23 protein-coding genes and 2 tRNA genes are annotated in these 25,817 nt (G+C 62.1%); 9 read left to right on the top strand and 16 right to left on the bottom strand.

Features of this window, described 5'->3' with window-relative positions; translation table 11 throughout:
• Positions 1–489: 489 nt before the first annotated feature.
• The 10 genes from astA to CNQ84_RS07510 all read right to left on the bottom strand — a co-directional run bounded on the left by astA (position 490) and on the right by CNQ84_RS07510 (position 9,103).
• On the bottom strand, positions 490–1,500 hold the full coding sequence (astA, locus tag CNQ84_RS07470) for an arginine N-succinyltransferase (protein ID WP_096004260.1): 1,011 nt from the start codon (positions 1,498–1,500) through the stop codon (positions 490–492).
• A gap of 1 nt (position 1,501) precedes the next feature.
• Positions 1,502–2,521, bottom strand: a complete 1,020-nt coding sequence (locus CNQ84_RS07475) for an arginine N-succinyltransferase (protein WP_096004261.1) — start codon at positions 2,519–2,521, stop codon at positions 1,502–1,504.
• 18 nt (positions 2,522–2,539) lie between these two features.
• Complete coding sequence (locus tag CNQ84_RS07480; protein WP_096004262.1) at positions 2,540–3,796, bottom strand: aspartate aminotransferase family protein; 1,257 nt, start codon at positions 3,794–3,796, stop codon at positions 2,540–2,542.
• A gap of 28 nt (positions 3,797–3,824) precedes the next feature.
• Positions 3,825–4,808 carry a GlxA family transcriptional regulator gene (locus CNQ84_RS07485; RefSeq protein WP_217350067.1) on the bottom strand — a complete coding sequence of 328 codons (984 nt, stop codon included), beginning with the start codon at positions 4,806–4,808 and terminating at the stop codon, positions 3,825–3,827.
• Positions 4,809–4,992: 184 nt separating this feature from the next.
• Positions 4,993–6,180: a thiolase family protein gene (locus CNQ84_RS07490; RefSeq protein ID WP_096004263.1), complete on the bottom strand. Its 1,188-nt coding sequence runs from the start codon at positions 6,178–6,180 to the stop codon at positions 4,993–4,995.
• Positions 6,181–6,602: 422 nt separating this feature from the next.
• Entirely contained in the window at positions 6,603–7,415 is an 813-nt protein-coding gene (locus tag CNQ84_RS07495) for an SDR family oxidoreductase (protein ID WP_096004264.1), read from the bottom strand.
• 119 nt (positions 7,416–7,534) lie between these two features.
• A complete protein-coding gene (locus CNQ84_RS07500) occupies positions 7,535–8,176 on the bottom strand; it encodes a tRNA-uridine aminocarboxypropyltransferase (RefSeq protein WP_096004265.1) in 642 nt (213 codons plus the stop codon).
• Positions 8,177–8,389: 213 nt separating this feature from the next.
• Positions 8,390–8,506 carry a cytochrome c oxidase subunit CcoM gene (gene ccoM, locus CNQ84_RS20910; RefSeq protein ID WP_281254814.1) on the bottom strand — a complete coding sequence of 39 codons (117 nt, stop codon included), beginning with the start codon at positions 8,504–8,506 and terminating at the stop codon, positions 8,390–8,392.
• 82 nt (positions 8,507–8,588) lie between these two features.
• Positions 8,589–8,768, bottom strand: a complete 180-nt coding sequence (locus CNQ84_RS07505) for a hypothetical protein (protein WP_096004266.1) — start codon at positions 8,766–8,768, stop codon at positions 8,589–8,591.
• Between the two features lie 62 nt (positions 8,769–8,830).
• Complete coding sequence (locus tag CNQ84_RS07510; protein WP_096004267.1) at positions 8,831–9,103, bottom strand: hypothetical protein; 273 nt, start codon at positions 9,101–9,103, stop codon at positions 8,831–8,833.
• A 229-nt stretch (positions 9,104–9,332) separates the two neighbouring features.
• Here CNQ84_RS07510 and rapA point away from each other — a divergent pair, with 229 nt between their 5' ends.
• The gene (gene rapA / locus CNQ84_RS07515) at positions 9,333–12,173 is read left to right on the top strand and encodes an RNA polymerase-associated protein RapA (protein WP_096004268.1); all 2,841 of its coding nucleotides are present in this window, start codon (positions 9,333–9,335) and stop codon (positions 12,171–12,173) included.
• Here rapA and CNQ84_RS07520 read toward each other — a convergent pair.
• Positions 12,148–13,323: a patatin-like phospholipase family protein gene (locus CNQ84_RS07520; RefSeq protein ID WP_096004269.1), complete on the bottom strand. Its 1,176-nt coding sequence runs from the start codon at positions 13,321–13,323 to the stop codon at positions 12,148–12,150. The genes rapA and CNQ84_RS07520 overlap by 26 nt on opposite strands.
• Entirely contained in the window at positions 13,323–14,282 is a 960-nt protein-coding gene (locus CNQ84_RS07525; RefSeq protein ID WP_096004333.1) for a lipid A biosynthesis lauroyl acyltransferase, read from the bottom strand. The genes CNQ84_RS07520 and CNQ84_RS07525 overlap by 1 nt, the downstream gene beginning before the upstream one ends.
• Positions 14,283–14,393: 111 nt before the next feature.
• On the opposite strand from CNQ84_RS07525, the gene minC reads away from it, so the two are divergent.
• The 5 genes from minC to CNQ84_RS07550 all read left to right on the top strand — a co-directional run bounded on the left by minC (position 14,394) and on the right by CNQ84_RS07550 (position 18,379).
• Positions 14,394–15,167, top strand: a complete 774-nt coding sequence (gene minC / locus CNQ84_RS07530; protein WP_096004270.1) for a septum site-determining protein MinC — start codon at positions 14,394–14,396, stop codon at positions 15,165–15,167.
• Between the two features lie 135 nt (positions 15,168–15,302).
• Positions 15,303–16,112, top strand: a complete 810-nt coding sequence (gene minD, locus CNQ84_RS07535) for a septum site-determining protein MinD (RefSeq protein WP_083724773.1) — start codon at positions 15,303–15,305, stop codon at positions 16,110–16,112.
• Positions 16,113–16,370 (top strand): cell division topological specificity factor MinE, encoded by a 258-nt coding sequence (minE, locus tag CNQ84_RS07540; protein WP_083724771.1) that lies wholly within the window; start codon positions 16,113–16,115, stop codon positions 16,368–16,370. It begins immediately after the preceding gene.
• 43 nt (positions 16,371–16,413) lie between these two features.
• Positions 16,414–17,049, top strand: a complete 636-nt coding sequence (locus tag CNQ84_RS07545; RefSeq protein ID WP_096004271.1) for an RluA family pseudouridine synthase — start codon at positions 16,414–16,416, stop codon at positions 17,047–17,049.
• 34 nt (positions 17,050–17,083) lie between these two features.
• Positions 17,084–18,379 (top strand): M18 family aminopeptidase, encoded by a 1,296-nt coding sequence (locus CNQ84_RS07550; protein ID WP_096004272.1) that lies wholly within the window; start codon positions 17,084–17,086, stop codon positions 18,377–18,379.
• Between the two features lie 160 nt (positions 18,380–18,539).
• Here CNQ84_RS07550 and CNQ84_RS07555 read toward each other — a convergent pair whose 3' ends face one another.
• Positions 18,540–19,493 (bottom strand): NAD(P)H-quinone oxidoreductase, encoded by a 954-nt coding sequence (locus CNQ84_RS07555; protein ID WP_096004273.1) that lies wholly within the window; start codon positions 19,491–19,493, stop codon positions 18,540–18,542.
• 95 nt (positions 19,494–19,588) lie between these two features.
• Between CNQ84_RS07555 and CNQ84_RS07560 the strand changes: the two genes are divergently transcribed.
• The 3 genes from CNQ84_RS07560 to CNQ84_RS07570 all read left to right on the top strand — a co-directional run bounded on the left by CNQ84_RS07560 (position 19,589) and on the right by CNQ84_RS07570 (position 24,397).
• A complete protein-coding gene (locus CNQ84_RS07560; protein WP_096004274.1) occupies positions 19,589–21,685 on the top strand; it encodes a carboxy terminal-processing peptidase in 2,097 nt (698 codons plus the stop codon).
• A 146-nt stretch (positions 21,686–21,831) separates the two neighbouring features.
• Complete coding sequence (locus tag CNQ84_RS07565) at positions 21,832–23,619, top strand: bifunctional diguanylate cyclase/phosphodiesterase (protein WP_096004275.1); 1,788 nt, start codon at positions 21,832–21,834, stop codon at positions 23,617–23,619.
• A 61-nt stretch (positions 23,620–23,680) separates the two neighbouring features.
• Positions 23,681–24,397: a substrate-binding periplasmic protein gene (locus CNQ84_RS07570; protein ID WP_096004276.1), complete on the top strand. Its 717-nt coding sequence runs from the start codon at positions 23,681–23,683 to the stop codon at positions 24,395–24,397.
• 264 nt (positions 24,398–24,661) lie between these two features.
• Here the strand turns inward: CNQ84_RS07570 and bamJ are convergent, their stop codons facing one another.
• From bamJ to CNQ84_RS07585, 3 genes are all read right to left on the bottom strand, one after another.
• Positions 24,662–25,366 carry a BamJ family beta-barrel-assembly machinery protein gene (gene bamJ, locus CNQ84_RS07575; RefSeq protein WP_096004277.1) on the bottom strand — a complete coding sequence of 235 codons (705 nt, stop codon included), beginning with the start codon at positions 25,364–25,366 and terminating at the stop codon, positions 24,662–24,664.
• Between the two features lie 153 nt (positions 25,367–25,519).
• A tRNA-Asp gene (locus CNQ84_RS07580) sits at positions 25,520–25,596 on the bottom strand.
• Positions 25,597–25,609: 13 nt separating this feature from the next.
• Positions 25,610–25,685, bottom strand: a tRNA-Val gene (locus CNQ84_RS07585).
• Between the last annotated feature and the right edge of the window lie 132 nt (positions 25,686–25,817).

Genomic DNA, 25,817 nt, shown 5'->3' on the forward strand with positions numbered 1-25,817 from the left:
CTTAGGGAGGCTGCCCCAGATGGAGCATCCAGACTGGCAAAGAGCCGCATTATATAAGCATCAGAGCGCTGGATGCATTAGGGTCTGTCAACGTTTCGTTCACCCGCCTGCCGGCGGCCATTTTTCGGCCAGGCAAGGCGGAGGGAGTGCACTGTGGTTGCTCCACACAAGCGACTGACAACGCAGCCTGGCCGAAAAATGGCCCCGGCCCTCTGGGTTGCGCCTGTAAAGCCGCCACGCAGCGTCGCTCGTCGCTTATTTGGAATGACCAAACTACGCTCCTCGCTCCTTGATTGGCGGCTTTACAGACGCAACAGGCGGGTGAACGAAACGTTAACAGACCCTAGCTCCACGGTTGATATTCACTATGCCTTCTATAGTTTCCGACCGTGAAACAACCGATGAGGTTCACTGGGCGTCTACCTGTGCCGACAAGACCTGTTAGCCTGAGCTGCAGCACATAGCCGTCAACGCAGGCTCGCTCTACCCTCAGGCGTTCAGCGCGACCGCGCGCACCAGCGTGCCGGCGCGCAACTTGAGGCGCTCTGCGGACTCGGCACCCACCACCAGGGTGCCGGCAGCCACGCGCGCCGGGGCGGCAATCATGCGGCAGTTATCACGCCCGCGATTGGAAATGAGATAAGGCTCGGCTTCATCGCCCGGCGTACCGATGGCCAGCAGCAGGGTGCGGCTGTCGCGGATAGCGCGAATTTGTCCACGCTGCGCCTCCAGCGTGGCGCCGCCATCAAAGATGTCGATATAGCCCTGATAGCGCATGCCTTCTTCTTCCAGCACCAGCCGGCCAGCTTCAGAATCGGGGTGCACCTGCCCGATGGCGTCACGCGCAGCCTGACTCAAAAAGCAGGCGTAGAGCGGAAATTTGGGCATCATTTCAGCGATAAAGGCCTTGTTACCCAAACCGGTCAGATAATCGGCACGGGCAAAGTCCATGCGGAAAAAGTGCTGCCCCAGGCTGTCCCAGAAAGGCGAGCGGCCGCTCTCGTCGGAGCGACCACGCATTTCCACGACGACCCGTTCGGAGAAGTCCTGCGGCGCATCGGCCATGAACATGAACCGCGCCTTGGACAACAGACGCGGGGTATCCCCGCTACGGAACTCGGGGGCAAGAAAGTAGGAGCACAAGGCCGTAGCGCCGGTCAGGTCATTGACCAGGAAAAGGGTCGGATGTTGGCGATAGACGCCCAGCTCATCGCTGGCAGCCACGGTCAGCCCCATGCGATAGCTATACCAGGGCTCGCGCATGCCGGCGGCACCCAGCATGCCGCTGGAGCCGATCAGGCGACCGTCTACGCCCTCCAGCACCAGCAGGTAATCAGCATCGGCCTGCGGCACCTGGCCGGCAAAGCTCTGCTCGATCAGCTGCAAGCGCTCGCGCAGACGCTCCTCGCTGGCCGGCAGCGTCGTCAGCCCGGCGCCCGCACTGTGCGCCAGCGCCAGCAACGCCTCAAGATCTCCCAGATTGGCGGCCCGTACCAGCATGTCAGTCTCCCCTAATCAGGCGCACACTATCGCCCTCGGCAACACGCAGCGCCTGGGCGGTTGCCGCATCCAGCTGCAGCGGCTCGCCCGGCTGCCAGGCAAAGCGCAGGGCGCAGGCACGAAAATCACACACCTTGGTATTGGCGACCAGCCACAGCGTGTCGCCTGCCTGCGGCTGGCCAACCACGACCTGTGCCAGCTGACTGTGACGCACACTGGTCAGCATGGCCGTGCGCGCGTTGACTACCGGCCCGCCATCAAAGATATCGACGTAGTTGTCGGTCTCAAATCCTTCATCCATGAGGATGTCGAACACATCCTGCACGCTGGGATTGACCTGGCCGACCACTTCCTGGGCCTCGTCAGACAGCATGGGTACGTAGATCGGATAGCCCGGCATCAGCTCTGCCAGGAAGCCGCGCCCGCGCTCGCTACCGATGCGCTCAGCCTCGGCGTAGCTGACGGCAAAGAAGTGACGACCCACTGCGTCCCAGAATGGCGCATTACCCTGGTCATCACTGATACCCACCACCTCCACCGAGGTGGACTCGGCAAAACGCTGGGGGTGACTGGCCATAAACAGCAGACGACCGCGGGCATTGAGCTGCAGCAGCTCAGGCGTGCGATGGCCCTCGCTCAGATGATAACCGACCAGCAGACTGTGCCCGGTCAGATCGTGACAGAGCGACAGCACGTGAATACGGTTGTGCAGGCCCAGCTCACGCGAGGCATGCACAAACATTTCATTGCGAAAGGTATAGAACGGAGAGCGAAAACCGGAGGCAGCGATAATCCCGCTGCAGCCAACCAGAGTGCCTGTAGCGGTGTCTTCCAGCACGAAAAAATAACGCTCTTCCCCACTGAAGGTCACTTCCTCTGCCATGGAGGCTTCCGATGCCGCCAGGATGTCGGCCAGCCGCTCGCGACTGGCCGGCAACGCGGTTACCCCAACCGGGCTCGCCGCCGCCAGGCGTTCGATCTGTGGCAGGTCCGCCGTCCTGCCCAAACGCAGCATCAGCATCCAGTTTTCTCCCAGGACCTAGGCGACTAGGCGCTGCAGCGCAACGCGTAGCCGTGCCAGGCCTTCGGCTATATCGGCTTCATCAATAATCAGGCTCGGCGCCAAACGCACCACGTCCGGCCCGGCCTGCAGCACCAGAACGCCTTCTTCCTGCGCCAGCATCTGCACGTCTTTGGCCTTGCCGCGCCAGGCGTCACTCATCACCGCCCCCAGCAGCAGACCGCTGCCACGCACACCGGAAAACACACCGAACTCAGCGCCCATGGCTTCCAGTTCGGCGCGCAGGCGCTGGTGCCGCTGCGCTACACCATCCAGCACCGCCGGCGTGTTGACAATATCCAGCACCCGCTCGGCAACCGCGCAGGCCAGCGGGTTACCGCCGTAGGTGCTGCCATGGGTACCAACGGCAAAATGCTCGGCAATCGCCGTCGTGGTCAGCATCGCCGAAATAGGGAAACCGCCGCCCAGGCTCTTGGCACTGGTCAGAATGTCGGGCACCACACCGCTGTGCATGTAGGCAAACAGCTTGCCAGTACGCCCCATGCCGCTTTGTACCTCATCAAACACCAAGAGCGCCTGATGCTTGTCACAGAGTGCACGCACCGCCTGCAGGTAGTCGCTGCTGGCCGGAATAACGCCACCTTCACCCTGCACTGGCTCCAGTACCACCGCACAGGTGGCATCGGACATGGCCGCTTCCAGCGCGGCCAGGTCCTGATAGGGCACATGGCTGATGCCGCCCATGGCAGGGCCGAAGCCTTCGGAGTATTTGGGCTGACCACCGACACTCACGGTAAACAACGAGCGACCGTGGAAGCTGTTGGTGCAGGCGATGATCTGGTGCTTGGCCGCACCGCCGGTGTTATGCCCCCAGCGACGCGCCAGCTTGAAGGCGGCCTCGTTGGCCTCGGCCCCGGAGTTGGCAAAAAACACCCGCTCGGCGAAGGTGGCCTGCACCAGTTTGTCAGCCAGACGCAACGCTGGCTCATTGGTCATGATATTGGAGACGTGCCACAGCTTGCCGGCCTGCTCGGTTAGCGCCTCAACCAGCGCCGGGTGCGCATGGCCCAGCGCGTTCACCGCAATACCGCCCGCCAGGTCAACGTATTCTCGGCCTTCCTGGTCCCACAGACGCGAGCCCGCGCCGCGAACCGGAACCATATTCACCGGTGCGTAATTGGGAACCATAACCCGATCAAAATCGGACCGACCGACCGTTGTTGACACTGTCTTCTCCTTGCTATCAAAAGGCACATCAAAAGGATGTGCAGTCATACCCGCTCGCCCCTGCGAAACGGTTCAATCAGGCACTGCCTTCGGCAGTCTGCTGTGCGCGCCGCTGATTGCGATCTTCACGCGGCGTCACGCCAAAACAATTGCGATAGGCACTGGAAAAATGCGGCCCGGAAGAGAAGCCGCACGACAGCCCTATCTGAATAATCGATTTACTGGTCTGCAGTAGCATCTGGCGCGCCCGATTAAGGCGCAGTTCCAAGTAATACTGCGACGGTACGCTGTTGAGGTACTGCTTGAAAATACGCTCCAGCTGACGCCGCGACACGCAGACATGACGGGCAATTTCATCCGTGGTCAGCGGCTCTTCAATATTGGATTCCATCAGGATAACCGCCTGGGTCAACTTGGGATGGCTGCTGCCCAACCGGTTGCGCAGCGGCATGCGCTGACGCTCGCTGCCGTCACGGGTACGCTCGATCACCAAATCCTCAGCCACCAGTGCCGCCAGATCCTGGCCCTGCTCTTGCGCCAGCACGCCGAGCAACAGGTCGGTACTGGCCAGCCCGCCACTGCTAGTGGCCAGATTGGCGTCCTGCACGTACAGCTGGGTAACCGCTTCTACCTGCGGAAAACGCTCACGAAACTCGTCCAGCATGCGCCAATGCACTGCGCAGCGAGCACCACCAAGCACACCGCAGGCCGCCAGCACCGCTGCACCCGCCTCCAGGCCACCAACCAGGACGCCCGCGGCCAGCCATTCGGCAAGCTGCGGCGCCAGCCAGTCCGGCAGCGAGTCCCCTGCGGCAAGACTTTCCGCTACCAGCCACAACTGAGCAAAACCGGGAGCGCAGCTCTGTAACGGCGCCGGCTGCAGCAACAGGCCATCGGACGCGCGCACTGATTGTTCTTCCAGTGTGCAGCATTCGATCTGATAGAGGGGCTCTTCGGCCATGCGGTTGGCCGACAGCAGGACCGACAACGCCGGCATCAGGCTGCCAGGGTGGGCACCGGGCAGCAGCACAAAGACGACTCGCCGCAGCTCAGTCGCCATCTCTGTCCGCCCCGCCATGGTGATTGCCCACGCGCCTGTTCCTGTCCGAGTCAGCAAAAAGCGCATTGTGCCACAAGGCAAACAGCCAAGCACCGGAGAAAAGGTGGCTTGATGCAACAAAAAAGGGCGCCTCCCACCGGGGGAGACGCCCTTCTTGACGCAGCCGCAGATGCGGCCACGCGGATCAGCCGCGGTAGGCTTCGAACAGGCCGGTTGCGCCCATGCCACCGCCAACACACATGGTGACGATGCCATAACGCTTGCCGCGACGCTGCAGCTCACGAACCAGGTGACCCACCTGACGAGAACCGGTCATGCCGAACGGGTGACCGATGGAGATGGAGCCGCCGTTGACGTTGTATTTCTCGTTGTCGATCTTGAGGAAGTCACGAGCGTACAGGCACTGGGAAGCAAAGGCTTCGTTCAGCTCCCACAGGTCGATGTCGTCGACGGTCAGGCCACGGGATTTGAGCAGTTTCGGCACGGAGTAAACCGGACCAATGCCCATTTCGTCAGGCTCGCAACCGGCGACAGTGAAGCCACGGAAGTAAGCCAGCGGCTTCAGACCCAGCTCCAGCGCCTTGTCCAGGCTCATGACCAGAGTCATGGAGGCGCCGTCGGACAGCTGAGAGGCGTTACCGGCAGTCACGGAACCGTCTTCGGCAAACACCGGCTTCAGGCTGTTCAGACCTTCGATGGTGGTGTCGGGGCGGTTGCAGTCGTCGCCTTCAACAACACCGTCAACGATGGTGATTTCGCCGGTGGCCTTATCCTGAACCTGATATTTGACGTTCATCGGCACAATTTCGTCATCGAACAGGCCTTCGGCCTGGGCGCGAGCAGTACGCTGCTGGCTCTGCAGTGCGTAGTTGTCCTGCTGCTCACGGGTGACGTTGTAGCGGCGCGCAACGATCTCGGCAGTCTGACCCATCGGGTAGTAGATGCCCGGGAAGTCTTTTTCCAGGATCGGGTTGACGAAGTTGTCGGTGTTGCGGCTCTTGGCCGTCATGGTGATGGACTCGACACCACCGGCAACGATGGCGTCGGAGCAACCGGAAGCAACCTGGTTGGCTGCGATGGCAATCGCCTGCAGACCGGAGGAGCAGTAGCGGTTCAGGGTCATACCGGCAACATCGATACCCATTTTCGACAGCACCGCAACGTTACGACCGATGTTGTGGCCTTGAGCACCTTCGTTGGAGCCGGCACCGACGATGCAGTCGTCGATCATCTTCGGGTCAATGCCAGTGCGCTCGATCAGCGCGTTGACACAGTGGGCCGCCATGTCATCCGGACGGGTCATATTGAACTTGCCGCGGAAGGACTTGGCCAGACCGGTGCGGACGCTGTCGACGATTACGACTTCACGCATTGCGATAACCTCATTGCTTGCCTAGGGGTTCAGACGGGCAACCCGTCATTAAAGGAAGCGCTGATCAATTCCACAAGCCCTCTGCGAGTGCTCAAGCGTGCAGATGCAAGGCGCGAAGTGCAGCCAATAGTGGGGCTATTGGCAAGCAGCGCAACGCAGCAGATGCACGCTTGAGCGCTCGCCCTACGGGGCGCTCAGACTGGGCCGCACTCTGCGTTGTGATTTCTCGACAGGTCCCGACATGCCTTCGAAATCACGCCTTGATTGCAGCCCCGCCTGAACGCCAGAGGGCATGTGGAATTAATCAGTGCTTCCTTAAAGGTCGCCAAGCATACTGCCCCAAGGCCGCAACAGGAAACACAATAGACGCAGCTGATAAAACGCCATAGTCCGCCGACAGACGGCTGCCGACGGACCGGCCTTCAGTTGACGGGCACGCGTTTGGCAGCCAGGCGGAACATTTCGTCGTAGATGACCTGCGGATCGGCGCGTTTTTGCTGCAGTGCCAGACGGCCCCGCTCGTGCGGCAGAATCATAAACTGATCCGCCTCGCTTTCACGGAAAGTGATATCGGCGACATCGGCAGCACTGATCGGCGAGTTCTCCAGCAGCTTGGCCATATCATCACGGGCCTGGGTGTCCGGGCCATGATAGGACGCCAGCAGATTGGTCTGGAAAAACGACGGGCAAACCACGCTGACCTTGATGCCCAGCGGGTGCAGCTCGGCCAACAGACTCTCCGACAGCGCCACCACCCCGGCCTTGGCTACGTTGTAGTTGCTCATACCCGGCGTTTGAATATGGGCAGCCATAGAAGCAATATTGATGATGCGGCCTGCACCCTGACGCATAAACAGCGGCATAAAGGCCTTGCAACCCTTCACCACGCCCATCAGGTTGATGCAAATCTGCGAATCCCAGTCCTCCAGTGAGAGGTCCCAGAACAAGCCGCCGGAGGCAACGCCGGCGTTGTTGATCAACACATCGACGCCGTTCAACCGCTCATCACAACTTTGCGCAAGCGCCGCCAGCTGGCTGAAGTCACGCACATCACACCGCTGGGTAAACGCCCAGCCTCCGGCCGCCGTTGCCAGCCGTCGGGTTTCTTCCAGCCCGTCATCGTTAATATCTGCCAGCGCCAGCCGCGCACCCTCACGCGCATAACGCAGTGCCAGCTCCCGCCCCAGGCCACTGCCTGCGCCTGTAATAACGACCCGCTGTCCTGTTGCTTGCATGCGATCCCCTTAATTGTTCTTGTTGTGCCACAGGCGACGACCTGTTCTGCGCAGTCTAGCGAGACCACGGGCCCGGGCCAGCGCTGACAAGGGATAATAAAAGCCGTGAATGCGCTTCTCTATTCAACAGCCGGGTCGGACGCAGCGCCATAGTTCTGCTGGTAACGCGCCAGCCCCATGGCGCTGATCTGCCCCTCGATCAGCGCCTCGAACGGCGCCAGCAGGGCATGCTTGTCAAAACCGGGATGCAACACAGAGAGCGCCTCGGCGCCCGCTTCGATAGTGGACAGCGCGCCGGCCTGCGGCACCTTGCGCAGGCGATAACGGCTGACCAGCCCGGCGGGCAGGCATACCTGCGCCATCGACTGCAGCACAGGATTGAGATAAACCAGCTTGCGCGCCTTACGCCAGGTGCCATCGAGCAGCACCAGCCGCCTGGGACGCAGGTCGGCGGCGGCGGGCAACAGCACTTGCGCCTGCTCGCCAGGAAACAGCAGCTCATTGCGCCATCGGGGGTCCTGCAAACGCCGCATCCAGGCAGGGTGCTCCTGCAGGGATTCGGTTATCAGCAAGTGAGCGTTAACCAACCCCGGCACCAGCAAGCGAGCCGTGTTGAGCGCATGAGAGGCTTCATCGGGGTGCTGGATCACCAGCAACTGGGTTGGCGGCCACAAACGGGGAATCAATGAACACAGACACTGGGCCTGAGGCCGGGCACACACCGGGCAGCGGACGCGGCCGGCCGAAGAACGGACAGACATAACGGATAACCAGACAACGGTGATTACTCATTATGCCCGCTGCAGCAGGCACAGGGCAGAGCAAAAACCTCCCCGGCGCACCGCGCCTGACTATCAGGGCCGGTTGACGTTTCGCTCGTCCGCCTACCAGAGGCCCTGCGGGCGGGGCCGCCTGGGTTGCGCCGGTACAGGCAGCAACAGCCGGGTGGACGAAACGTCAACAACCATTAAATGCTACTTGGACTTCTTCTTGTGCGCGTCGCGCCAGATAAACAGGCCGACCCCACCCAGAAAAGCCACCATCAAACCCACAGTGATCACACCAGCAATGACTGCTTCATCAACATACATAACCCACCTCCTGCGTTGGCAATGACTGCAGGTTATGCCGCACGGGATGTGAGGTTATTGACGCGGGTCAATAAGAGAGGGGCTACTTCTTCTTTTTATTGCGGCGGCCTTTCTTGCCGGCCTTGCCGGAGCCAGGCAACGGCAGTGCGCGAGAAAACGCATCGCGCATGGCCTCCAGGCGGGCATCGTGAATATCGTGAATACGTTGACGACGGGCTTCCCCCAGGTCGATCACGTCACCACTGCGATTGTCGTCGGTCATGGTTCCACTCACCCTATACGGAAGCGCTGCCCACCAGCGCATTCCACTCAGCGCTCAGACTATCAAACTTCGATATCGACAAGCAGCCCCTTGTCCGGCAGCTCCAGTTCATCTGCACTGGCTTGACGCTCTTCCGGCGACTGCTCCTGACGGGTATGCACCCGACGCTTGCGACGCCGGCGTTCCGGCCAGCGTCCGCGGTCGCTCTGACGTCGTTCAACCTGCTGCGCTGCGGCATCGTGCAACGGCTCGCTGGCCGCCGAGGGCTTGACCTCGCGACTGCTTTTGACTGCATCATTCTGCGCACCGGCTGGCGGTAAACCGGGTATCAGCATGCTCTGTTCCCTCGTGATCATCTTCCCTGAAGAACCAACAACTACACTGCTATATCGACCGGAAATCGGTTCCCCTGATCCACGCAACGGTGACCTGGCGCACAAATCGGACAATTTTTAACCAGCTCCAATGTCCCACCACCGTCAGCTAAAGGCAAGCCGCCGGTTCCGGGATGGCGGGTGATCGGGTACGATATGCGCCTTTTTTCAGCACCATCAGGAGAGTGGCATGACGGCTTTTATCCCGGGACAGCGCTGGGTCAGTGACAGCGAAGCAGAACTGGGGCTCGGCACTGTCCTGTCACAGGATGACCGCGTGGTGATCGTGCTCTACCCGGCCAGCGGCGAAACCCGCCACTACGCCCTGCGCAACGCCCCGCTAACCCGCGTGCGTTTCAGCCCCGGCGATGCCATCAGTCACCATGAAGGCTGGCAGCTGGTGGTCAGCGACGTCAGCGAAGCCAATGGCCTGCTGGTGTATCAAGGCCTGCGCGAAAACGGCGAAAGCGCCAGCTTCCCGGAGACCATGCTGGACAACTTCATCCAGTTCCGCCTGGCCAGTGATCGACTGTTCGCCAGCCAGATTGACCCGCTGCCCTGGTTCAGCCTGCGTTTCGAAAGCCTGCGACACTATTGCCGTATCCAGCGTTCCCCGCTGCTCGGCCTGGCCGGTGTGCGCACCCAGCCGATCGGTCACCAGTTACACATTGCCCGCGATGTGGCCGACCGCATGGCCCCACGCGTGCTGCTGGCCGACGAAGTCGGCCTGGGCAAGACCATCGAGGCAGGCCTGGTTCTGCATCGTCAACTGCAGACTGGCCGGGTCCGTCGCGTACTGATCGTGGTGCCGGAAAACCTGCAGCATCAGTGGCTGGTGGAAATGCGCCGCCGCTTCAACCTGCAATTCGCCCTGTTCAACGCCGACCGCTGTGACGGCGCCGACAGCAACCCCTTCGAGGAAGAGCAACTGGCCTTGGTGGCGCTGGAGTTCTTGCTGGAGAACACCACCGCCCAGGATCATCTGCTGCAGGCCGATTGGGACCTGCTGGTGGTCGACGAAGCACACCACCTGGTCTGGCATGAAGACAACCCCAGCCCCGAATACGCACTGGTCGACACCCTCGCCAGACAAACGCCAGCGGTCCTGCTGCTGACCGCCACCCCGGAACAGCTCGGTCAGGCCAGCCACTTCGCGCGCCTGCGCCTGCTCGACCCGGACCGGTTCCACAGCCTCGAAGACTTCGTGCAGGAAGCCGAGCGGTACCAGCCCGTCGCGGAGGCGGTTCAACACCTGCTGGAGCAGGACCAGCTGAGCGCCGATGACCGCACCGCTATCGGCAGTTGGCTGGGCGAGAGCGCCACGCCGCTGTTCGCTGCGCTGGAAGCCGGCGGCGACGAGGGTCGCAGTGCACGCGACAGCCTGGTACGCCAGCTGCTCGACCGCCACGGCACCGGGCGCGTGCTCTATCGCAACACCCGCGCTGCGATTGCCGGCTTCCCGGAACGCGACCTGCACGCCTACCCGCTGCCCTGCCCCGAGCAGTATCAGGACCTCGAAGGCCAGGTGGCACTCTATCCCGAACAACCGCTGCAGGCCGACTTTGACGGTCAGGAGCACCCCTGGTGGCAGGCTGACCCGCGCGTCGAGTGGCTGATCGACACACTCAAACTGCTCAAGCGCAACAAGGTACTGGTGATCTGCGCCCACGCCGAAACCGCGCTGGACCTGGAAGATGCCCTGCGGATCCGCAGCGGCATCCCGGCAACCGTATTCCATGAGGGCATGAGCATCGTCGAGCGCGACCGCGCCGCCGCCTTCTTTGCCGACGAGGAGTTCGGCGCCCAGGTATTGATCTGCTCGGAGATCGGCAGCGAAGGTCGCAACTTCCAGTTTGCCCATCACCTGGTGATGTTTGATCTGCCGACCCACCCGGACCTGCTGGAGCAACGCATCGGCCGGTTGGACCGCATTGGTCAGCAGCACCGTATCCAGCTGCACATCCCCTACCTTGAAGGCACTGCACAGGCGCACCTGTTCCAGTGGTATGACCAGGCGCTGAACGCCTTCCGCGCGACCTGCCCGACCGGCAACGCACTGCAGCACCGCTACGGCGCTGAGCTGCTGCAGCACCTGGACCATCCGGGCACCGATGGCTGGGACGCGCTGATCGAACGTGCCCGCAGCGAGCGTCAGGCGCTGGAACAAGAGCTGCACAACGGTCGAGATCGCCTGCTGGAGCTGCACTCGCGCGGCCAGGCAGACTCCGAACAGATGATCGATGCCATCGCCAGGCAGGACAACGACTTCCAGCTGCCCATCTACATGGAGCGGCTGTTCGATGTGTTTGGCGTGGACAGCGAAGACCATTCAGACAACGCGCTGATCCTGCGCCCGGGCGAGCGCATGCTGGACGCCGGTTTCCCGCTGGGCAACGACGAAGGTGTCACTGTCACCTACGATCGCGACACCGCGCTGTCGCGCGAAGACATGCAGTTTCTGACCTGGGAACACCCGATGCTGCAGGGCGGCATGGACCTGGTACTGTCCGGCAGCATGGGTAACAGCGCCGTGGGCCTGCTGAAGAACAAAGCCCTTAAACCCGGCACCATGCTGCTCGAGTGCATCTATGTCTGCGAGGCCGTCGCTCCGCGGGCACTGCAGCTGCAGCGGGTATTGCCGCCGACCCCGATCCGCTGTCTGCTGGATATCAACGGCAACAACCTGGCAGGCAAGGTCAGCTTCGACACCCTGGACGGACAGGTTGAATCACTGCCGCGGCAACTGGCAGTGAAAGTAGCCAAGACCCAGCGCGAGCCGGTCGAGGGCCTGCTGAACAAAGCCGAAAAGGCAGCGGACGCCGAGCATCGCAAACTGGTTGACGATGCCCGCGCCCAATTGCGCGCGGAGCTGGAAGAGGAGATTGAACGCCTGAAGGCGCTGCAACAGGTCAACCCGCTGGTACGCGATGATGAAATCAAGGCGCTACAGCTTCGCCTGGCGGACGGCGACCTTGCCCTGCAGCAGGCCAAGCTGCGGCTGGACGCTATCCGTGTACTGGTGGCAGGCTGAGAAAACGCTGCAACTGATCTCGCTTGGCTAACGCATCACGCCGGCCAAGCGCGATCAGCTCGCGGGTGTAATCGGCTTCAAACAGCAAATAGCTGACCACACTGCCGCCCGATGCCCGAGTCGCCCCGCTGCCCCGCAGAAACGCCCGCAAGCTGCGCGGCAGCAGCTTGCGATGACGGGCGGCGATGATATCCAGCGGCTCGCTGGGCGAAATGACCTCCACGTCGACCTGGCGCAAGCCCTTGCCGTTCATCCGCGACCCTACCGGCAGGTAACCGGCCAGCTTGTTCATGCGCTCCAGCAGCTCGATATCTGCTTCCAGATTATCGACAAAGGTACTGCTGAGCAGGTGACCACCGATCTGTGCCAGGGTCGGCGGCAGGGCTGCACGCAGACGCGGACCACGACGACCACCCGCCGGCTGATTAGCCAGGTTGTCCGATACCCCGATGACCAGCACCCGATTGGCCCCCAGATGCAACGCCGGGCTGATCGGCGCCTGCTGGCGTACCGCGCCATCACCAAACCATTCGCGATTGAGCTGCACCGGCGGGAAGACCAGAGGAATGGCCGATGACGCCATCAGGTGCTCCAGCCCCAGCCGCGTCTGCACTCCAACGCGCCGATGCCGGGACCAGGGCTGAATGCGTTCACGCCCCTGATAAAAGCTGACCGACTCGGCCGACTGATAACCAAAGGCGCTGACCGACACCGCCCGCAACAACCCGGCCTGCAACGCCTCATCGATCTGCCCAAAATGCAGCGTGCGCTGCAACAGAGAGCGCAGCGGTGCGTTGTCCAGCATGGCGGTGGGTTGGGAGCTGGGTACGCCCAGCAGATTGGCCCGTATCCAGCGCCAGGCCTGGGCGGTGACGCCGGGCCAGTCGCTGCGATAGACCTGATCACAGGAGAATGCCGACCAGACTTGCTGCAGGCGCTCCACCCCCGCGCCAAAGTCCTGGGCGTTGGTTGCCAGTGCCAGCGCGTTGATCGCTCCTGCCGAAGTGCCGCAGATCACCGGAAAAGGATTGCTGGCACCAGGCGGCAGCAACTCCGCCAACACCGACAGTACGCCAACCTGATAAGCCGCACGCGCACCACCGCCCGAGAGAATCAGCCCGGTACAGGCGCCACTCGTCTCCCCCAGCATCAACGACGACGCGCCCGGCGTTTGCGCCGCCGACGCTTGGCGTAGGGGCGCGACTCGCCTTCTGGTCGTGTCTTGAAACGTCGATGTACCCACATATATTGTTCCGGCTGCTGCGAGATCGCCTGCTCGACCCACTGGTTGATGCGCAGCGCATCAGCGGTCTCGTTCTCGCCCGGAAAGCCTTCCAGCGGCGGATGTACGGTCAGGCGATAGCCGCTGCCATCGGCCAGGCGGGTTTGGGTAAAGGGCACCACCAACGCCTTGCCCAGGCGCGCGAAGGTACTGGTCGCAGTCACCGTCGCGGCCTCCACGCCAAACAACGGCACAAACACACTCGCCTTGCGCCCGTAGTCCTGGTCCGGCGCGTACCAGATCGCCCGGCCGGAGCGCAGCGAGCGCAACATGCTGCGTACGTCCTCGCGCTCTACCGCCTTGGCATCCAGGTTATGACGTTCGCGACCACAGCGCTGAACGAAATCAAAGGCCGCATTGCGATGCTCGCGGTACATGCCGTCGATGGTCACCGCCTGACCCAGCAGCGCCGCGCCTATCTCCAGGGTAGTGAAATGCAGCGACATCAAAACCACGCCCTTGCCCTGGGCCGCCGCGTCGTTCAGATGCTCCAGCCCTTCGATGTGGGCCAGGCGCGCTAGCCGCTGGCGCGGCCACCACCAGGCCATGGCCATCTCGAACAGGGCAATTCCGTTGGAGGCGAAGTTCTCCCGCAGCAGCCGCTCACGGGCCATCTCGGACATCTCGGGAAAACACAGCGCCAGGTTGGTACGCGCCACCTCGCGGCGGTCACCCATCAGCTGAAACATCCCCCAGCCCAGCGCGCGCCCCAACCCCAGCAACCAGCGATAGGGCAACTGCACCACCAGCCACAGCAGCCCCAGTCCCAACCAGAGCAGCCAGTAACGCGGATGCAGCAGCGCAACGGTAAATCCCGGACGATCCATCAGCAGGCCCATTCAGCGAAAACCGACATTCTAACCAAGGCGCACGCGGCTTGCGATCTGTAGGGGCAATCTATATAAGGAAGCGCTGATTCTTTAGGAACGGGATGGACCATGACTGCTGACACTACCCTCGACCTGCTCGACAACGACCCGGTATTCCACCTCAAGGGCGGCATGCTGACGATGACACTGGTCGAGCTCATTCGCCTGGCACCAGAGCAGTTCGCCAGGCAACTGGCCGAGAAGGTAGAACAAGCCCCCAACTTCTTCGTCGACACCCCGGTGGTGATTGCGCTGGACAAGCTGAGCGAGCCGCTGAGCGACATGACCCTGCGCCACCTGCTGAGCATCTGCCGCGATCACGGCCTGCAGCCGGTTGCGCTGCGCGGCGGCGAAGACTTTCGCGCGCTGGCCGGCAATGCCGACATGGTGCTGCTGCCGCCGGGTCGCCAGCGTGAAAAGCCGATTGAAGTTGCCGCCGAACCGGCGCCCAAACCGGCCCCCAAGGCTGAGCCTGCGCCAGCGCCGGCACCAGCAGCGCCCGCTCCGGCCCCGGCCGGCTCAGGCAAGATCATCACCGAGCCGGTGCGCGGCGGCCAGCAGATCTACGCCCGCGGCGGCGATCTGATTGTGCTGGCACCGGTCAGCGCCGGCGCCGAGCTACTGGCTGACGGCCACATCCACGTTTATGGCCCATTGCGCGGCCGCGCGCTGGCCGGCGTTACAGGCGACCGCCAGGCCCGCATCTTCTGTCAGAGCCTGGAGGCCGAGCTGGTCTCCATCGCCGGCCAGTACAAGGTAGCCGAGGATCTGCGCAAACAGCAGTGGAAAGCTCCGGTACAGATCAGTCTGGAGGGTGACCGCTTGAAGATAACCGGGCTTTAACAGATACTGTCCTCCCATTCGGGGCGCCCGATTTCTCTGGTCTGTGACCGAGTTCCGCAGCCTTGCATCCACGCCGGGAACCATCACCGCCCGGCGTAATCCACTATCAGACATTTTTTCGACAGGAAGGTCATTTTGGCAAAGATCATCGTTGTCACATCAGGCAAGGGCGGGGTGGGCAAAACAACCACCAGCGCCGCCATCGGTACCGGGCTGGCCCTGCGCGGTTTCAAAACCGTCATCGTCGACTTTGACGTCGGCCTGCGTAACCTCGACCTGATCATGGGCTGCGAACGCCGCGTGGTTTACGACTTCGTCAACCTGATCAACGGCGATTCCAACATGAATCAGACGCTGATCAAGGACAAGCGCTCGGAGAACCTGTTCATCCTGCCGGCCTCCCAGACCCGCGACAAGGACGCCCTCACCCCCGAAGGTGTCGAGCGCGTGCTGGAAGAGTTGAAAGAGAACTTCGACTACATCGTCTGCGACTCCCCGGCCGGCATCGAGAAAGGTGCTCACCTGGCCATGTACTTTGCCGACGAGGCCGTCGTGGTGACCAACCCGGAAGTCTCCTCGGTGCGTGACTCAGACCGCATTCTGGGTCTGCTGTCGAGCAAATCCCGTCGCGCCGAGAACGGCGAAAAAATCAAAGAGCACCTGCTGCTCACCCGTTACAACCCGGAGCGCGTCGAAAATGGCGAAATGCTCTCGGTGGCCGATGTCGAAGACATCCTGTCCATTCCGCTGCTGGGCGTTATCCCGGAGTCGCAGGCCGTTCTCAAGGCCTCCAACCAGGGCGTACCGGTGATCATGGACGACAAGAGCGATGCCGGTCAGGCCTATAGCGATGCCGTCGAACGCCTGCTGGGCAAAGACGTCGCACATCGCTTTCTGGAAGCACAGAAGAAGGGCCTGCTGCAGCGCCTGTTCGGAGGGCGTTAAGTGAGCATTTTCGATTATTTCCGTGACCGCAAGAAATCGACGCCCGCGTCGATTGCCAAGGAACGTCTGCAGATCATCGTCGCCCACCAGCGTGGGCAGCGCACTCAGCCCGACTACCTGCCGCAACTGCAGCAGGAAATCATCGACGTCATCAGCAAGTACGTTTCCATCGACCGTGAACAGGTGCATGTCGCCCTCGATAACCAGGATGATTGCTCGGTTCTCGAACTGAACATCACCCTGCCGGAACGCCCCTGACCAGCTGGCGCCACCCGCCCGGGTGGCGCCCTGCGGAAGCCCCATGCCACTGACCCATATCGGTATCGTACATCAGGACCCGAGTTTCCTGATCGTCGACAAGCCGACGTTGCTGCTGTCCGTCCCCGGTCGTGCCGAGGACAACAAGGACTGCCTGATTACCCGCCTGCAGGAAAACGGCTACCCCGAAGCGCGCATCGTGCACCGCCTGGACTGGGAAACCTCCGGCCTGCTGGTGATTGCGCGCAATCCGGACGCCCATCGCGAACTGTCACGCCAGTTTCATGACCGCGAGACTGACAAGGCCTATATCGCCCTGTGCTGGGGCCAGCCAGCGGGCGACGCAGGACACATCGACCTGCCGCTGCGCTATGATCCCCCCAATAAGCCACGACATATCGTCGATCACGAGCTCGGCAAGCATGCGCAGACCTTCTGGCGCATACTGGAGCGTCATCCGCAGTATTGCCGCGTCGAACTGGCGCCGATCACCGGTCGCTCACACCAGCTGCGCGTGCACATGCTCGCCATCGGCCACCCGTTGCTGGGAGACCGGCTTTACGCCGACGGTGACGCTTTGACCGCCTGCCCGCGGCTGGCACTGCACGCCGCGCGCCTGGCCATCAGCCACCCGGAGACCGGCGAGCGCATGGCCTTTGAAAGCCCCTGCCCGTTCTGAGCAGGCGCCCGTCACCCCGTTGCAGGAGAGTTTCATGCAGGACCCACAGCTTCAGGATCTGGCCGACTTCATCGCCAGCTCGCCAACGCCTTTCCATGCTACCAACACGCTGCGCAGTCGTTTGCTGGCCGCCGGCTTCGAGGCCCTGGATGAGCGCAGCGACTGGCAGCTCAGGGCCGGCGGGCGCTACCTGGTCACCCGCAACGACTCGTCACTGATCGCTTTCCAGCTGGGCGCCGACGGTGCGCTCGTCAGCCGCGGGTTGCGCCTGATCGGCGCGCATACCGACAGCCCCTGCCTGCGGGTCAAGCCGCAGCCGGAGAAGGACCAGCAGGGGTTGTGGCAACTGGGGGTGGAAATTTATGGCGGCGCGCTACTCGCCCCCTGGTTTGATCGCGATCTGTCACTGGCCGGGCGTCTGACCTTCCGACGCGCCGATGGCGCACTCGACAGCCGCCTGATCGACTTTCAACGCCCGATTGCAGTAGTCCCCAACCTGGCCATCCATCTCAACCGGGGTGTCAACGACGGCCTGGCCATCAATCCGCAAACCGATATGCCGCCTATCCTTGCCCACAGCCTGGACGGCGGGCGAGATCTGCGTGCCCTGCTGGCCAATCAACTGGTGAGCGAGCATCCTGACTGCGAGGGCGCGCAGGTGCTGGATTACGAACTGAGTTTCTACGACACCCAGCGCCCCGCCCAACTGGGGCTCGATGGCGACTTCTTCAGCGCGGCCCGCCTGGACAATCTGCTGTCCTGTCACGCCGGCCTGAGCGCGCTGCTCGACAGCGATGGCGAGCAGCCCTGCCTGCTGGTGTGTACCGACCATGAAGAGATTGGCTCCAGCTCATGCTGTGGCGCCGACGGTCCTTTTCTGGAGGACGTGCTGCGCCGTCTGATCAGCGACGACGCCGAGCGTATCCAGGTGATCCAGCGCTCGCTGCTGGTATCGGCAGACAACTCTCATGCTGTGCATCCGAACTTCGCCATGAAGCACGATGAAAACCACGGCCCGCAACTGAACGCCGGCCCGGTCATCAAGATCAACAACAACCAGCGTTATGCCACCAACAGCGAAACCGCGGCCTTCTTCCGCGATCTGTGCGCGCGTGCCGAGGTGCCGGTGCAGACCTTCGTGGTGCGCAGCGATATGGGCTGCGGCAGCACCATCGGCCCCATCACCGCAAGCCGCCTGGGCGTGCGCACCGTGGATATCGGCGCACCAACCTTCGCCATGCATTCGATCCGCGAGCTGGCCGGCAGCCGTGATCCGGGTTACCTGATCAGCGTGCTGACGGCGTTCTGCAACAGCGCGCAGCTGATATAAGCCCCCCTCGCGAACACGCTGCGCTGTGGGACGGACCAAGCGCAACCTGTCCGCGAAGAGCCCTAAAACAACTGTCGCTCGCAGACTTCCGTGAAGAGCCACAAAAAAGCCCCATGCGTCAGCAACGCATGGGGCTTGATCTGCCGCGATGGGCAAACAATCAGTCTTCGCGCAGCAGAATCACCTTGCCCACCACCTGATCACGCGCCAACTCTTCGAAAGCCGCCTCGGCCTCGGCAAAGCCGAAGGTCTTGGCCACCATCGGCTTGAGTTCGCCGCTGGTAAACAGCGGGATCAGACGCTGCTCCATATCCGCCAGCAAGGTCGCCTTGAAGTCGGCATCGCGGGTACGCAGGGTCGAGCCCAGCAGGCTGATGCGCTTGGCCAGCACCTTGGCCAGATCCAGTGTCGCCTCACGCCCACCCATCAGACCGATCAGCACCCAGCGCGCATCCAGCGCCAGCAGATCCAGATGATCAGCCGCGTAGGTAGCACCGACCGGGTCGAGCGCCACATTGAAAGGCCCGAAGTCCTTCAGCGCAGCAATGCCGTTCTGCCGCAGCACGCCACCCTCAGCACCCAGCTCCACACAAGCATCGAGCTTGTCCTGGCTGCCAACGCTGACCCAACAGGGATTGCCCTGGGCCTTGCACAGCTGGATCGCAGCGGTGCCCACGCCACTGGCACCGGCATGGATCAGTACCTTTTCACCGGGACGCGCGTTGCCCAGCACAAAGATGTTCAACCACGCGGTACTGAATACCTCAGGAATGGCCGCGGCCTCAGCCCAGCTCAAGCTGTCCGGCACGGGCAGCAGGTGACGCTGATCGACCACGACCTCCTCAGCCATGCCGCCGCCGGCCAGCAACGCGCACACGCGGTCACCCAGCTGCCAGCGCGAACCCTCTGCCACCTCGACTACTTCACCGGCACATTCCAGGCCCAGCACACCGGTCACCCCCGGCGGCGGCGGATACATGCCCGCCTTCTGCAGCAGGTCGGCACGGTTCAGTCCAGCCGCCTGCACACGAATACGCACTTCGCCGGACTTCAGCTCTACAGCACTCTGGGGCTGCCACGTCAGCGCCCCGCCCTCGGCTTGCAATCCTCTCACGCTACCTCCATAGTTCTTATCAATGGTTACCAGCGGGAACTCGCTGTCCCGCGTACACTCCTAAAAGCATACTCTCTCCGGACGCGATACCCCAGATGAAAGGTTTCCCCCTCCTGCGCCGCACCTGCCTGCTCGCTCTGCTGACTGTCAGCAGCAGCGTCCTGGCACTCGAACAGGTCCCTGCACTAGACCTGGACCAACTGCAACCCACTCGCGATCAAGTAGTCGCCAGCCAGAACACCGTCGAGCTGTTGCGCCGTCATCATTACAACCGCACCCGTCTCGATGACGCTCTGTCGGCACAGATGTACGACACCTACCTCAAGCATCTGGACCCGCAGCGCAGCCTGTTTACCCAGCAGGATATCGATGCCTTCTCCGGCAACCGTCTGCGCCTGGACGATCTGCTGCTGCAGGGCGACCTGAGTGTCGGCTTCGCCATGCACAAGCGTCAGCTGCAACGCCTGCAGGACCGCCTGAATTTCAGCATCGATCTGGTGGAGAATCAGCTCGATGGCTTCGACTTCAACACCGACCAGGACATTCTGGTCGACCGCGAAGAGGCGCCCTGGGCGAGCGACGAACAGGCCCTGCAACAGCTCTGGCGCGCCCAGATCAAGGATGAGGTCCTGCGCCTGAAGTTGGCCGGCAAGAGCCTGGACGATATTCGCGAGTTGCTCGGCAAGCGCTATCGCGGGCAACAGATCCGTGTCAACCAGACCCGCTCCGAGGACATTTTCCAGAACTACATCAACGCCCTGGCCCAGGTCTACGATCCGCACACGCAATACCTGTCGCCGGAAAACGCTGAAAACTTCGACATCAACATGAGCCTCTCGCTCGAAGGCATCGGCGCCGTTCTGCAAAGCGACAACGAATACACCAAGATCGTCCGCCTGGTACCCGCCGGCCCGGCCAAACGCAGCCAGCAGCTGGCAACCAGCGACCGTATCATCGCCGTAGGCCAGGGCGAGGAAGAGATGGTCGACGTGGTCGGCTGGCGTCTGGATGAGGTCGTCAAGCTGATTCGCGGCCCCAAGGGCTCGCCAATTCGGCTTGAGGTCATCCCGGCCAGCAACCCGCCGGGCGACCTCACCAGCAAGATCGTCAACCTGACCCGCGAAGCCATCAAGCTCGAAGACCAGGCCGCCAAGTCCTCGGTGATCGAACTGCAGAACAACGGGCACGACTACCGCATCGGCGTCATCGACGTGCCCGGCTTCTATATCGACTTCAAGGCTTACCGCAAGGGTGACCCGGACTACCGCAGCACTACGCGCGACGTCCGCCGCCTGCTCGGCGAGCTGAGCGAGCAAAAGGTCGATGGCGTTGTGCTGGACCTGCGCGACAACGGGGGCGGGTCACTGCAGGAAGCAACTGAACTGACCGGCCTGTTCATCGACCGCGGCCCGACCGTACTGGTGCGCGACAGCCAGGGTCAGGTGCAGCAGCTCGACGACCCGGAAGCCGGTATTGCCTACACCGGCCCGATGGCCGTGATGGTCAACCGCCTGTCCGCCTCGGCCTCGGAGATTTTCGCCGGCGCCATGCAGGACTACGGCCGCGCACTGGTGATCGGTGAATCCACCTTCGGCAAAGGTACCGTGCAGTCCATTCAGCCGCTCAATCACGGCGAGCTGAAACTGACCCTGGCCAAGTTCTACCGCGTCTCGGGGCAAAGCACCCAGCACCGCGGCGTGGTGCCGGACATCCGCTATCCGTCGCTGCTCGACAGCGAGGAGATAGGCGAAAGCGCTCTGCCCAACGCCATGCCGTGGGACACCATCCCGCCAGCGCGCTACCAGACCAGCAGCCACCTGCAGCCCTTTATTGCACAGCTGCAGCAGCAGCATGAGGCACGTGCTGCCAAGGATCCGGATTTTATCTACACCCTGGCCCGCATCGGCCTGGACAACCAGATCAAGGCACGCGAGACCATCCCGCTGAATGAAAGTAAACGCAAGCAACAGCAGGAAGACTATGAAAACCGTTTGCTGGAGCTGGAGAATCAGCGACTGACTGCGCGTGGCGAAGAGCCCCTGACAACCCTTGAGGAAAGCGACCCGCTGCTGGCCGAAGTGCATACCGAGGACGAGGACAGCGACCCCAAGGATGACGCTTTCCTGCTGGAAACCAGCCACATCCTCGTTGACCTGCTGCAACTGGAGCACCAGGTCGCCCGAGCCAACTGACCATCGCGCCCGCCCCCGCGGCGGGCGTTGTCATAACACGGTCACAAAGCACTAGCACACTGCCATGATCAGGACTCATGAAAGCGTGCCCGCCAGTAGCATTCCGGGCGGCCAGGTACGGCCAAACTCACATGCCTGGACTTACTATGACCGTATCCGAACAACGTCAGGCCCTGATCACCATCTTGAATCGGGCCGCCGTCACCACCCTCTTCCAGCCCATTGTCTCCACGCTGGAAGAGCGCATCGTTGGCTTTGAGGCCCTCAGCCGCGGCCCATCCAACAGCCCGCTGCACTCCCCGCTTACCCTGTTTGCCGCCGCCCGCCACCACGGCATTCTGACCGAGCTGGAAATGCTCTGTCGCGAACGTGCGATCAGCCGCTTCCGCAGCCTTGGCTTGCCGGGCAAGCTGTTTCTCAACGTCTCTCCAGAGAGTCTGCTGGAACAACAGCACTATCGCGGGCAAACCCTGGCGCTGCTGGAGGCCAATGGCCTGACAGCGGATCAGATTGTGATCGAGCTGACCGAGCAGGCGCCCATCGAAGACCTCTCACTGCTGCAGTCAGCCCTGCACTACTACCGGGACATGGGCTTTTCCATCGCACTGGACGACCTCGGTGCCGGCTACTCCAGCCTGCGCCTGTGGTCAGAGCTGCAACCCGAGTACGTGAAGATCGACCGGCACTTTATCGACGGCATACACCGCGATCCGGTCAAACGGGAGTTTGTCAGTTCCATTTTGCAGATGGCCAAGGCCTCCCGCGCCCAGGTGATCGCCGAAGGTATCGAGCAGCAGGAAGAACTCGCCGTGCTGTCCGACATCGGTATCGACTGGGTACAGGGCTACCTGCTCGGGCGCCCGGACAGCCACCCCGAGCTGAACGACAGCAAACTGAGTTCCCTGCTGAATCAGCGACAAACCAGCGGCAACGACGACGCACCCATTCACAGCCTGCTGCTGCCGGTCAACGGCGTGCCGGAACACACCAAGGTGCAGGTCGTGCTGGAATGCTTTCAGCAGCAACCCACCCTGAACACCCTGGCTGTCGTCGACGAGCAGCAGCGCCCAATTGGCGCAGTGCAACGGCACGCCCTGAGCCAGACCATGCTCAAGCCCTTCGGCCAGGAGATCTACAGTCGCAAGCCGATCCGCCAACTGATGGACCCGGACTGCCTGATCGTGGATATCCGCCAGAGCCTGCAGCGGGTCAGTCGCCTGCTGACCAGCCGCGCCAGACAGCGACTGGAAGACGACTTCATCATCGTCGACCAGGGCATTTACAAGGGGCTGGGACGTGGCATCGACGTGCTGCGGCAGATCACCGAGCTGAAGCTGCAGCAAGCCCGTCACGCCAACCCTCTGACCCTGCTGCCCGGCAACATCCCGATTCAGCAATGCCTGCAGCGGCTGCTGGAGCGTCAGGTGGACGCACGGCTGTGCTACATCGACCTGGATAACTTCAAACCCTTCAACGACCTCTACGGCTACGGCAAGGGCGACGAGATCCTGTTGGGGCTGGCCCAGCTACTGCGTGAGCTCTGCGACCCACGCTGCGATTTCGTCGGCCATATTGGCGGCGACGACTTCATGCTGGTCATGCGCAGCGACGACTGGCATGCACGCCTGCAGCAACTGGATCAGCGCTTCCAGCAACTGTGCCGCACGCTTTACCGCGCCGAGCATATCCAGGCCAACGGATTTACTGCGCCGGACCGGGAAGGCAAATGGCGGCATCACGATCTGCTCAATCTCTCGATTGGCGTCATTTCCCTGCCCGGGCACCAGGCCAGTCTGTACGATGCCGCACGCCTGGCCGAGCTGGCTTCGCGCGCCAAGCACGACGCCAAGAAGCAACGCGGCTTCAGCGTGGTCATGCAGCATCCCGGGCAGCCCCTGCGCGAAGAGGACGCGCCGCTCAACCTCTGCAACTGAATGCCCACCAATGTTCTATGCTTGAAGGCAGAACCGTGCCTGCGAGGCTGTCGTGAGATTGATGATTCGCTGCCTTATCCCGCTAGTGGGCTGGAGCACCGGCCTACTGGCCGAACCGCTGGTGTGGGGCTACTCCCCTTCCGATCCGCCTCCCTACGTCAACATGACCGGCGCGGAGCTGGACAATAGCGTCACCCGCGACCTGGGAGAGCTGGTAGCCGCCAGCCTGGACCGCAAGCTGTCCTTCGTTGCCGTGCCCAACAACCGCATCGAGGAAGCGCTCAAAAGCGCTCGCATACACCTGATCTGCAACACCCAACCCCAGTGGCACAGTCAACCGGAGTTGCTGCACTGGTCGGCGGTGCTGTACGAGGATGCCGACGTGCTGGCCACCCCTGCGAACCGAGCGGCGCCACGCAACCTGGCGAACCTGCAGGGTGCGCTGGTTGACACCACCATCGGCTATCACTACAGCAGCGAGCTGACCCAGGCATTTGAACGCGGCGATCTGGTAAGACGTGATGTTCGCAATATCGAAACGCGCTTGAAGATGCTCGAACGCGGCCGTCTGGACGCCAGCGTTGATCTGCGCCGCGCCCTCAGCTACCAGCTGCAAAGGCATCCGGCTGAGATTCGCGTCAGCGACTGGCCGCTGGAGCACTTTGCGTTGCGCTGCGCCGCTCCCAAGACGACGCCGGGCAGCGCCGATCTGATCGAGACCATAGACCAGCTGCTGACTAGCGGCCAGATTCGGCACATCCTCAACCGCTACCAATAACAAAAGGTTACCCACAGGATCTGTGGATAACTCTGTGAAGAAAATCAGGAAAACTGCCTCAAACGCCCGTTTGTATGCGCCTGCAGACAATCCGCGCATATTTTAACCAGCGAAAAATGTGCATGTTTTTCAGTCAGTTACAGCGGAAAGGAGAAATCAGAAAAGCGGGGGAAAGTAAATAGCAGGTGTTACCGAAAAATGTGCATAACAGTAACACCGAAACGCCCGAAGGCCTTGCCTCGGGCGTTTCGACGTGTTACCGGATCACTCTTCGCGCGGCTTGATGGAGACCAGCTCCATATCAAACACCAGGATGGAATTCGGCGGAATCACCGGGCTCGGGCTGCGCGGGCCGTACGCCAGCTCGGCGGGCACAGTGACGGTCCACTTGTCACCGACGTGCATCAGCTGCAGCACTTCTACCCAGCCCGGGATAACGCCGGCAACCGGTAACTCGGCCGGCTCGCCACGCTCAAGCGAGCTATCGAACACGGTGCCATCAACCAGACGGCCTTCGTAGTGCACCACAACAACATCGTCTGCCTGCGGCTGAGCTGCGCCCTCATCACCCGAGGTAACAACTTCGTACTGCAGGCCGGACTCAGTAGTGGTCACGCCGTCTTTGGCGGCATGCTCTTCCAGGTATTGCTTGTTGGCGTCCAGCGCTTCATTGGCCAGCGCCTCGGCGCGCTCCTGAGCGCGCTGCTGCAGCGCATTGAAGGCATTGGTCAGCTCTTCATCACCCACCCGCTGTTCCTGCTTGCCAAGGGCGTCCTGCAGGCCCAGCGCCAGCGCTTGCGGATCAATATCGTCCAGACCGTCCTGCAACAGGCTCTGACCCATGTTAAGGCCGATGCCGTAAGAGGCTTGCTGGATTGGGGTGGTGAGTTCCGGTTGTTTTTCCTTGTCACACCCGGCCAGAACCAGAACACCGACTGCAACGCTGACTGCCAGCAAATTACGCTTCATGCTTACCTCAATAGACAGACCCGACACGGGCGAAAGAGTAAGCAGGCAGCTTAACAGGGCTTGCAGGTGCAGGCTACCGGGACAGCAACGAATGTGATTCTGTACCGAAGGCGGGAAAAAAGGATGAAGCAAGAGTACTGCAGGAGGGGGAAATGGCGCAGCGGACGGGACTCGAACCCGCGACCCCCGGCGTGACAGGCCGGTATTCTAACCAACTGAACTACCGCTGCGCTATTCTTCGAGTGGTGGGTGATGACGGGATCGAACCGCCGACCCTCTGCTTGTAAGGCAGATGCTCTCCCAGCTGAGCTAATCACCCGTTTGCTCTCGAAGTGGTGCGCATTCTAGGGAGCTTTTCCGTATCTGGCAACACCTTTTTCAAAAAAAATTCAGGTTATTTCAATATCTTATTCCAACCCCCGGAAACACTGGCTGCCAACCGATGGCTGAG

Source organism: Pseudomonas abyssi (assembly GCF_002307495.1).
Lineage (GTDB): Bacteria > Pseudomonadota > Gammaproteobacteria > Pseudomonadales > Pseudomonadaceae > Halopseudomonas > Halopseudomonas abyssi.

What these genes read in the sequence shown, in the direction of transcription:
- astA (WP_096004260.1), bottom strand. Translation starts at nt 1,500, where the DNA reads ATGCTGGTACGGGCCGCCAATCTGGGAGATCTTGAGGCGTTGCTGGCG.
- CNQ84_RS07475 (WP_096004261.1), bottom strand. Translation starts at nt 2,521, where the DNA reads ATGCTGATGCTGCGTTTGGGCAGGACGGCGGACCTGCCACAGATCGAA.
- CNQ84_RS07480 (WP_096004262.1), bottom strand. Translation starts at nt 3,796, where the DNA reads ATGACTGCACATCCTTTTGATGTGCCTTTTGATAGCAAGGAGAAGACA.
- CNQ84_RS07485 (WP_217350067.1), bottom strand. Translation starts at nt 4,808, where the DNA reads ATGGCGACTGAGCTGCGGCGAGTCGTCTTTGTGCTGCTGCCCGGTGCC.
- CNQ84_RS07490 (WP_096004263.1), bottom strand. Translation starts at nt 6,180, where the DNA reads ATGCGTGAAGTCGTAATCGTCGACAGCGTCCGCACCGGTCTGGCCAAG.
- CNQ84_RS07495 (WP_096004264.1), bottom strand. Translation starts at nt 7,415, where the DNA reads ATGCAAGCAACAGGACAGCGGGTCGTTATTACAGGCGCAGGCAGTGGC.
- CNQ84_RS07500 (WP_096004265.1), bottom strand. Translation starts at nt 8,176, where the DNA reads ATGTCTGTCCGTTCTTCGGCCGGCCGCGTCCGCTGCCCGGTGTGTGCC.
- ccoM (WP_281254814.1), bottom strand. Translation starts at nt 8,506, where the DNA reads ATGTATGTTGATGAAGCAGTCATTGCTGGTGTGATCACTGTGGGTTTG.
- CNQ84_RS07505 (WP_096004266.1), bottom strand. Translation starts at nt 8,768, where the DNA reads ATGACCGACGACAATCGCAGTGGTGACGTGATCGACCTGGGGGAAGCC.
- CNQ84_RS07510 (WP_096004267.1), bottom strand. Translation starts at nt 9,103, where the DNA reads ATGCTGATACCCGGTTTACCGCCAGCCGGTGCGCAGAATGATGCAGTC.
- rapA (WP_096004268.1), top strand. Translation starts at nt 9,333, where the DNA reads ATGACGGCTTTTATCCCGGGACAGCGCTGGGTCAGTGACAGCGAAGCA.
- CNQ84_RS07520 (WP_096004269.1), bottom strand. Translation starts at nt 13,323, where the DNA reads ATGCTGGGGGAGACGAGTGGCGCCTGTACCGGGCTGATTCTCTCGGGC.
- CNQ84_RS07525 (WP_096004333.1), bottom strand. Translation starts at nt 14,282, where the DNA reads ATGGATCGTCCGGGATTTACCGTTGCGCTGCTGCATCCGCGTTACTGG.
- minC (WP_096004270.1), top strand. Translation starts at nt 14,394, where the DNA reads ATGACTGCTGACACTACCCTCGACCTGCTCGACAACGACCCGGTATTC.
- CNQ84_RS07545 (WP_096004271.1), top strand. Translation starts at nt 16,414, where the DNA reads ATGCCACTGACCCATATCGGTATCGTACATCAGGACCCGAGTTTCCTG.
- CNQ84_RS07550 (WP_096004272.1), top strand. Translation starts at nt 17,084, where the DNA reads ATGCAGGACCCACAGCTTCAGGATCTGGCCGACTTCATCGCCAGCTCG.
- CNQ84_RS07560 (WP_096004274.1), top strand. Translation starts at nt 19,589, where the DNA reads ATGAAAGGTTTCCCCCTCCTGCGCCGCACCTGCCTGCTCGCTCTGCTG.
- CNQ84_RS07565 (WP_096004275.1), top strand. Translation starts at nt 21,832, where the DNA reads ATGACCGTATCCGAACAACGTCAGGCCCTGATCACCATCTTGAATCGG.
- CNQ84_RS07570 (WP_096004276.1), top strand. Translation starts at nt 23,681, where the DNA reads ATGATTCGCTGCCTTATCCCGCTAGTGGGCTGGAGCACCGGCCTACTG.
- bamJ (WP_096004277.1), bottom strand. Translation starts at nt 25,366, where the DNA reads ATGAAGCGTAATTTGCTGGCAGTCAGCGTTGCAGTCGGTGTTCTGGTT.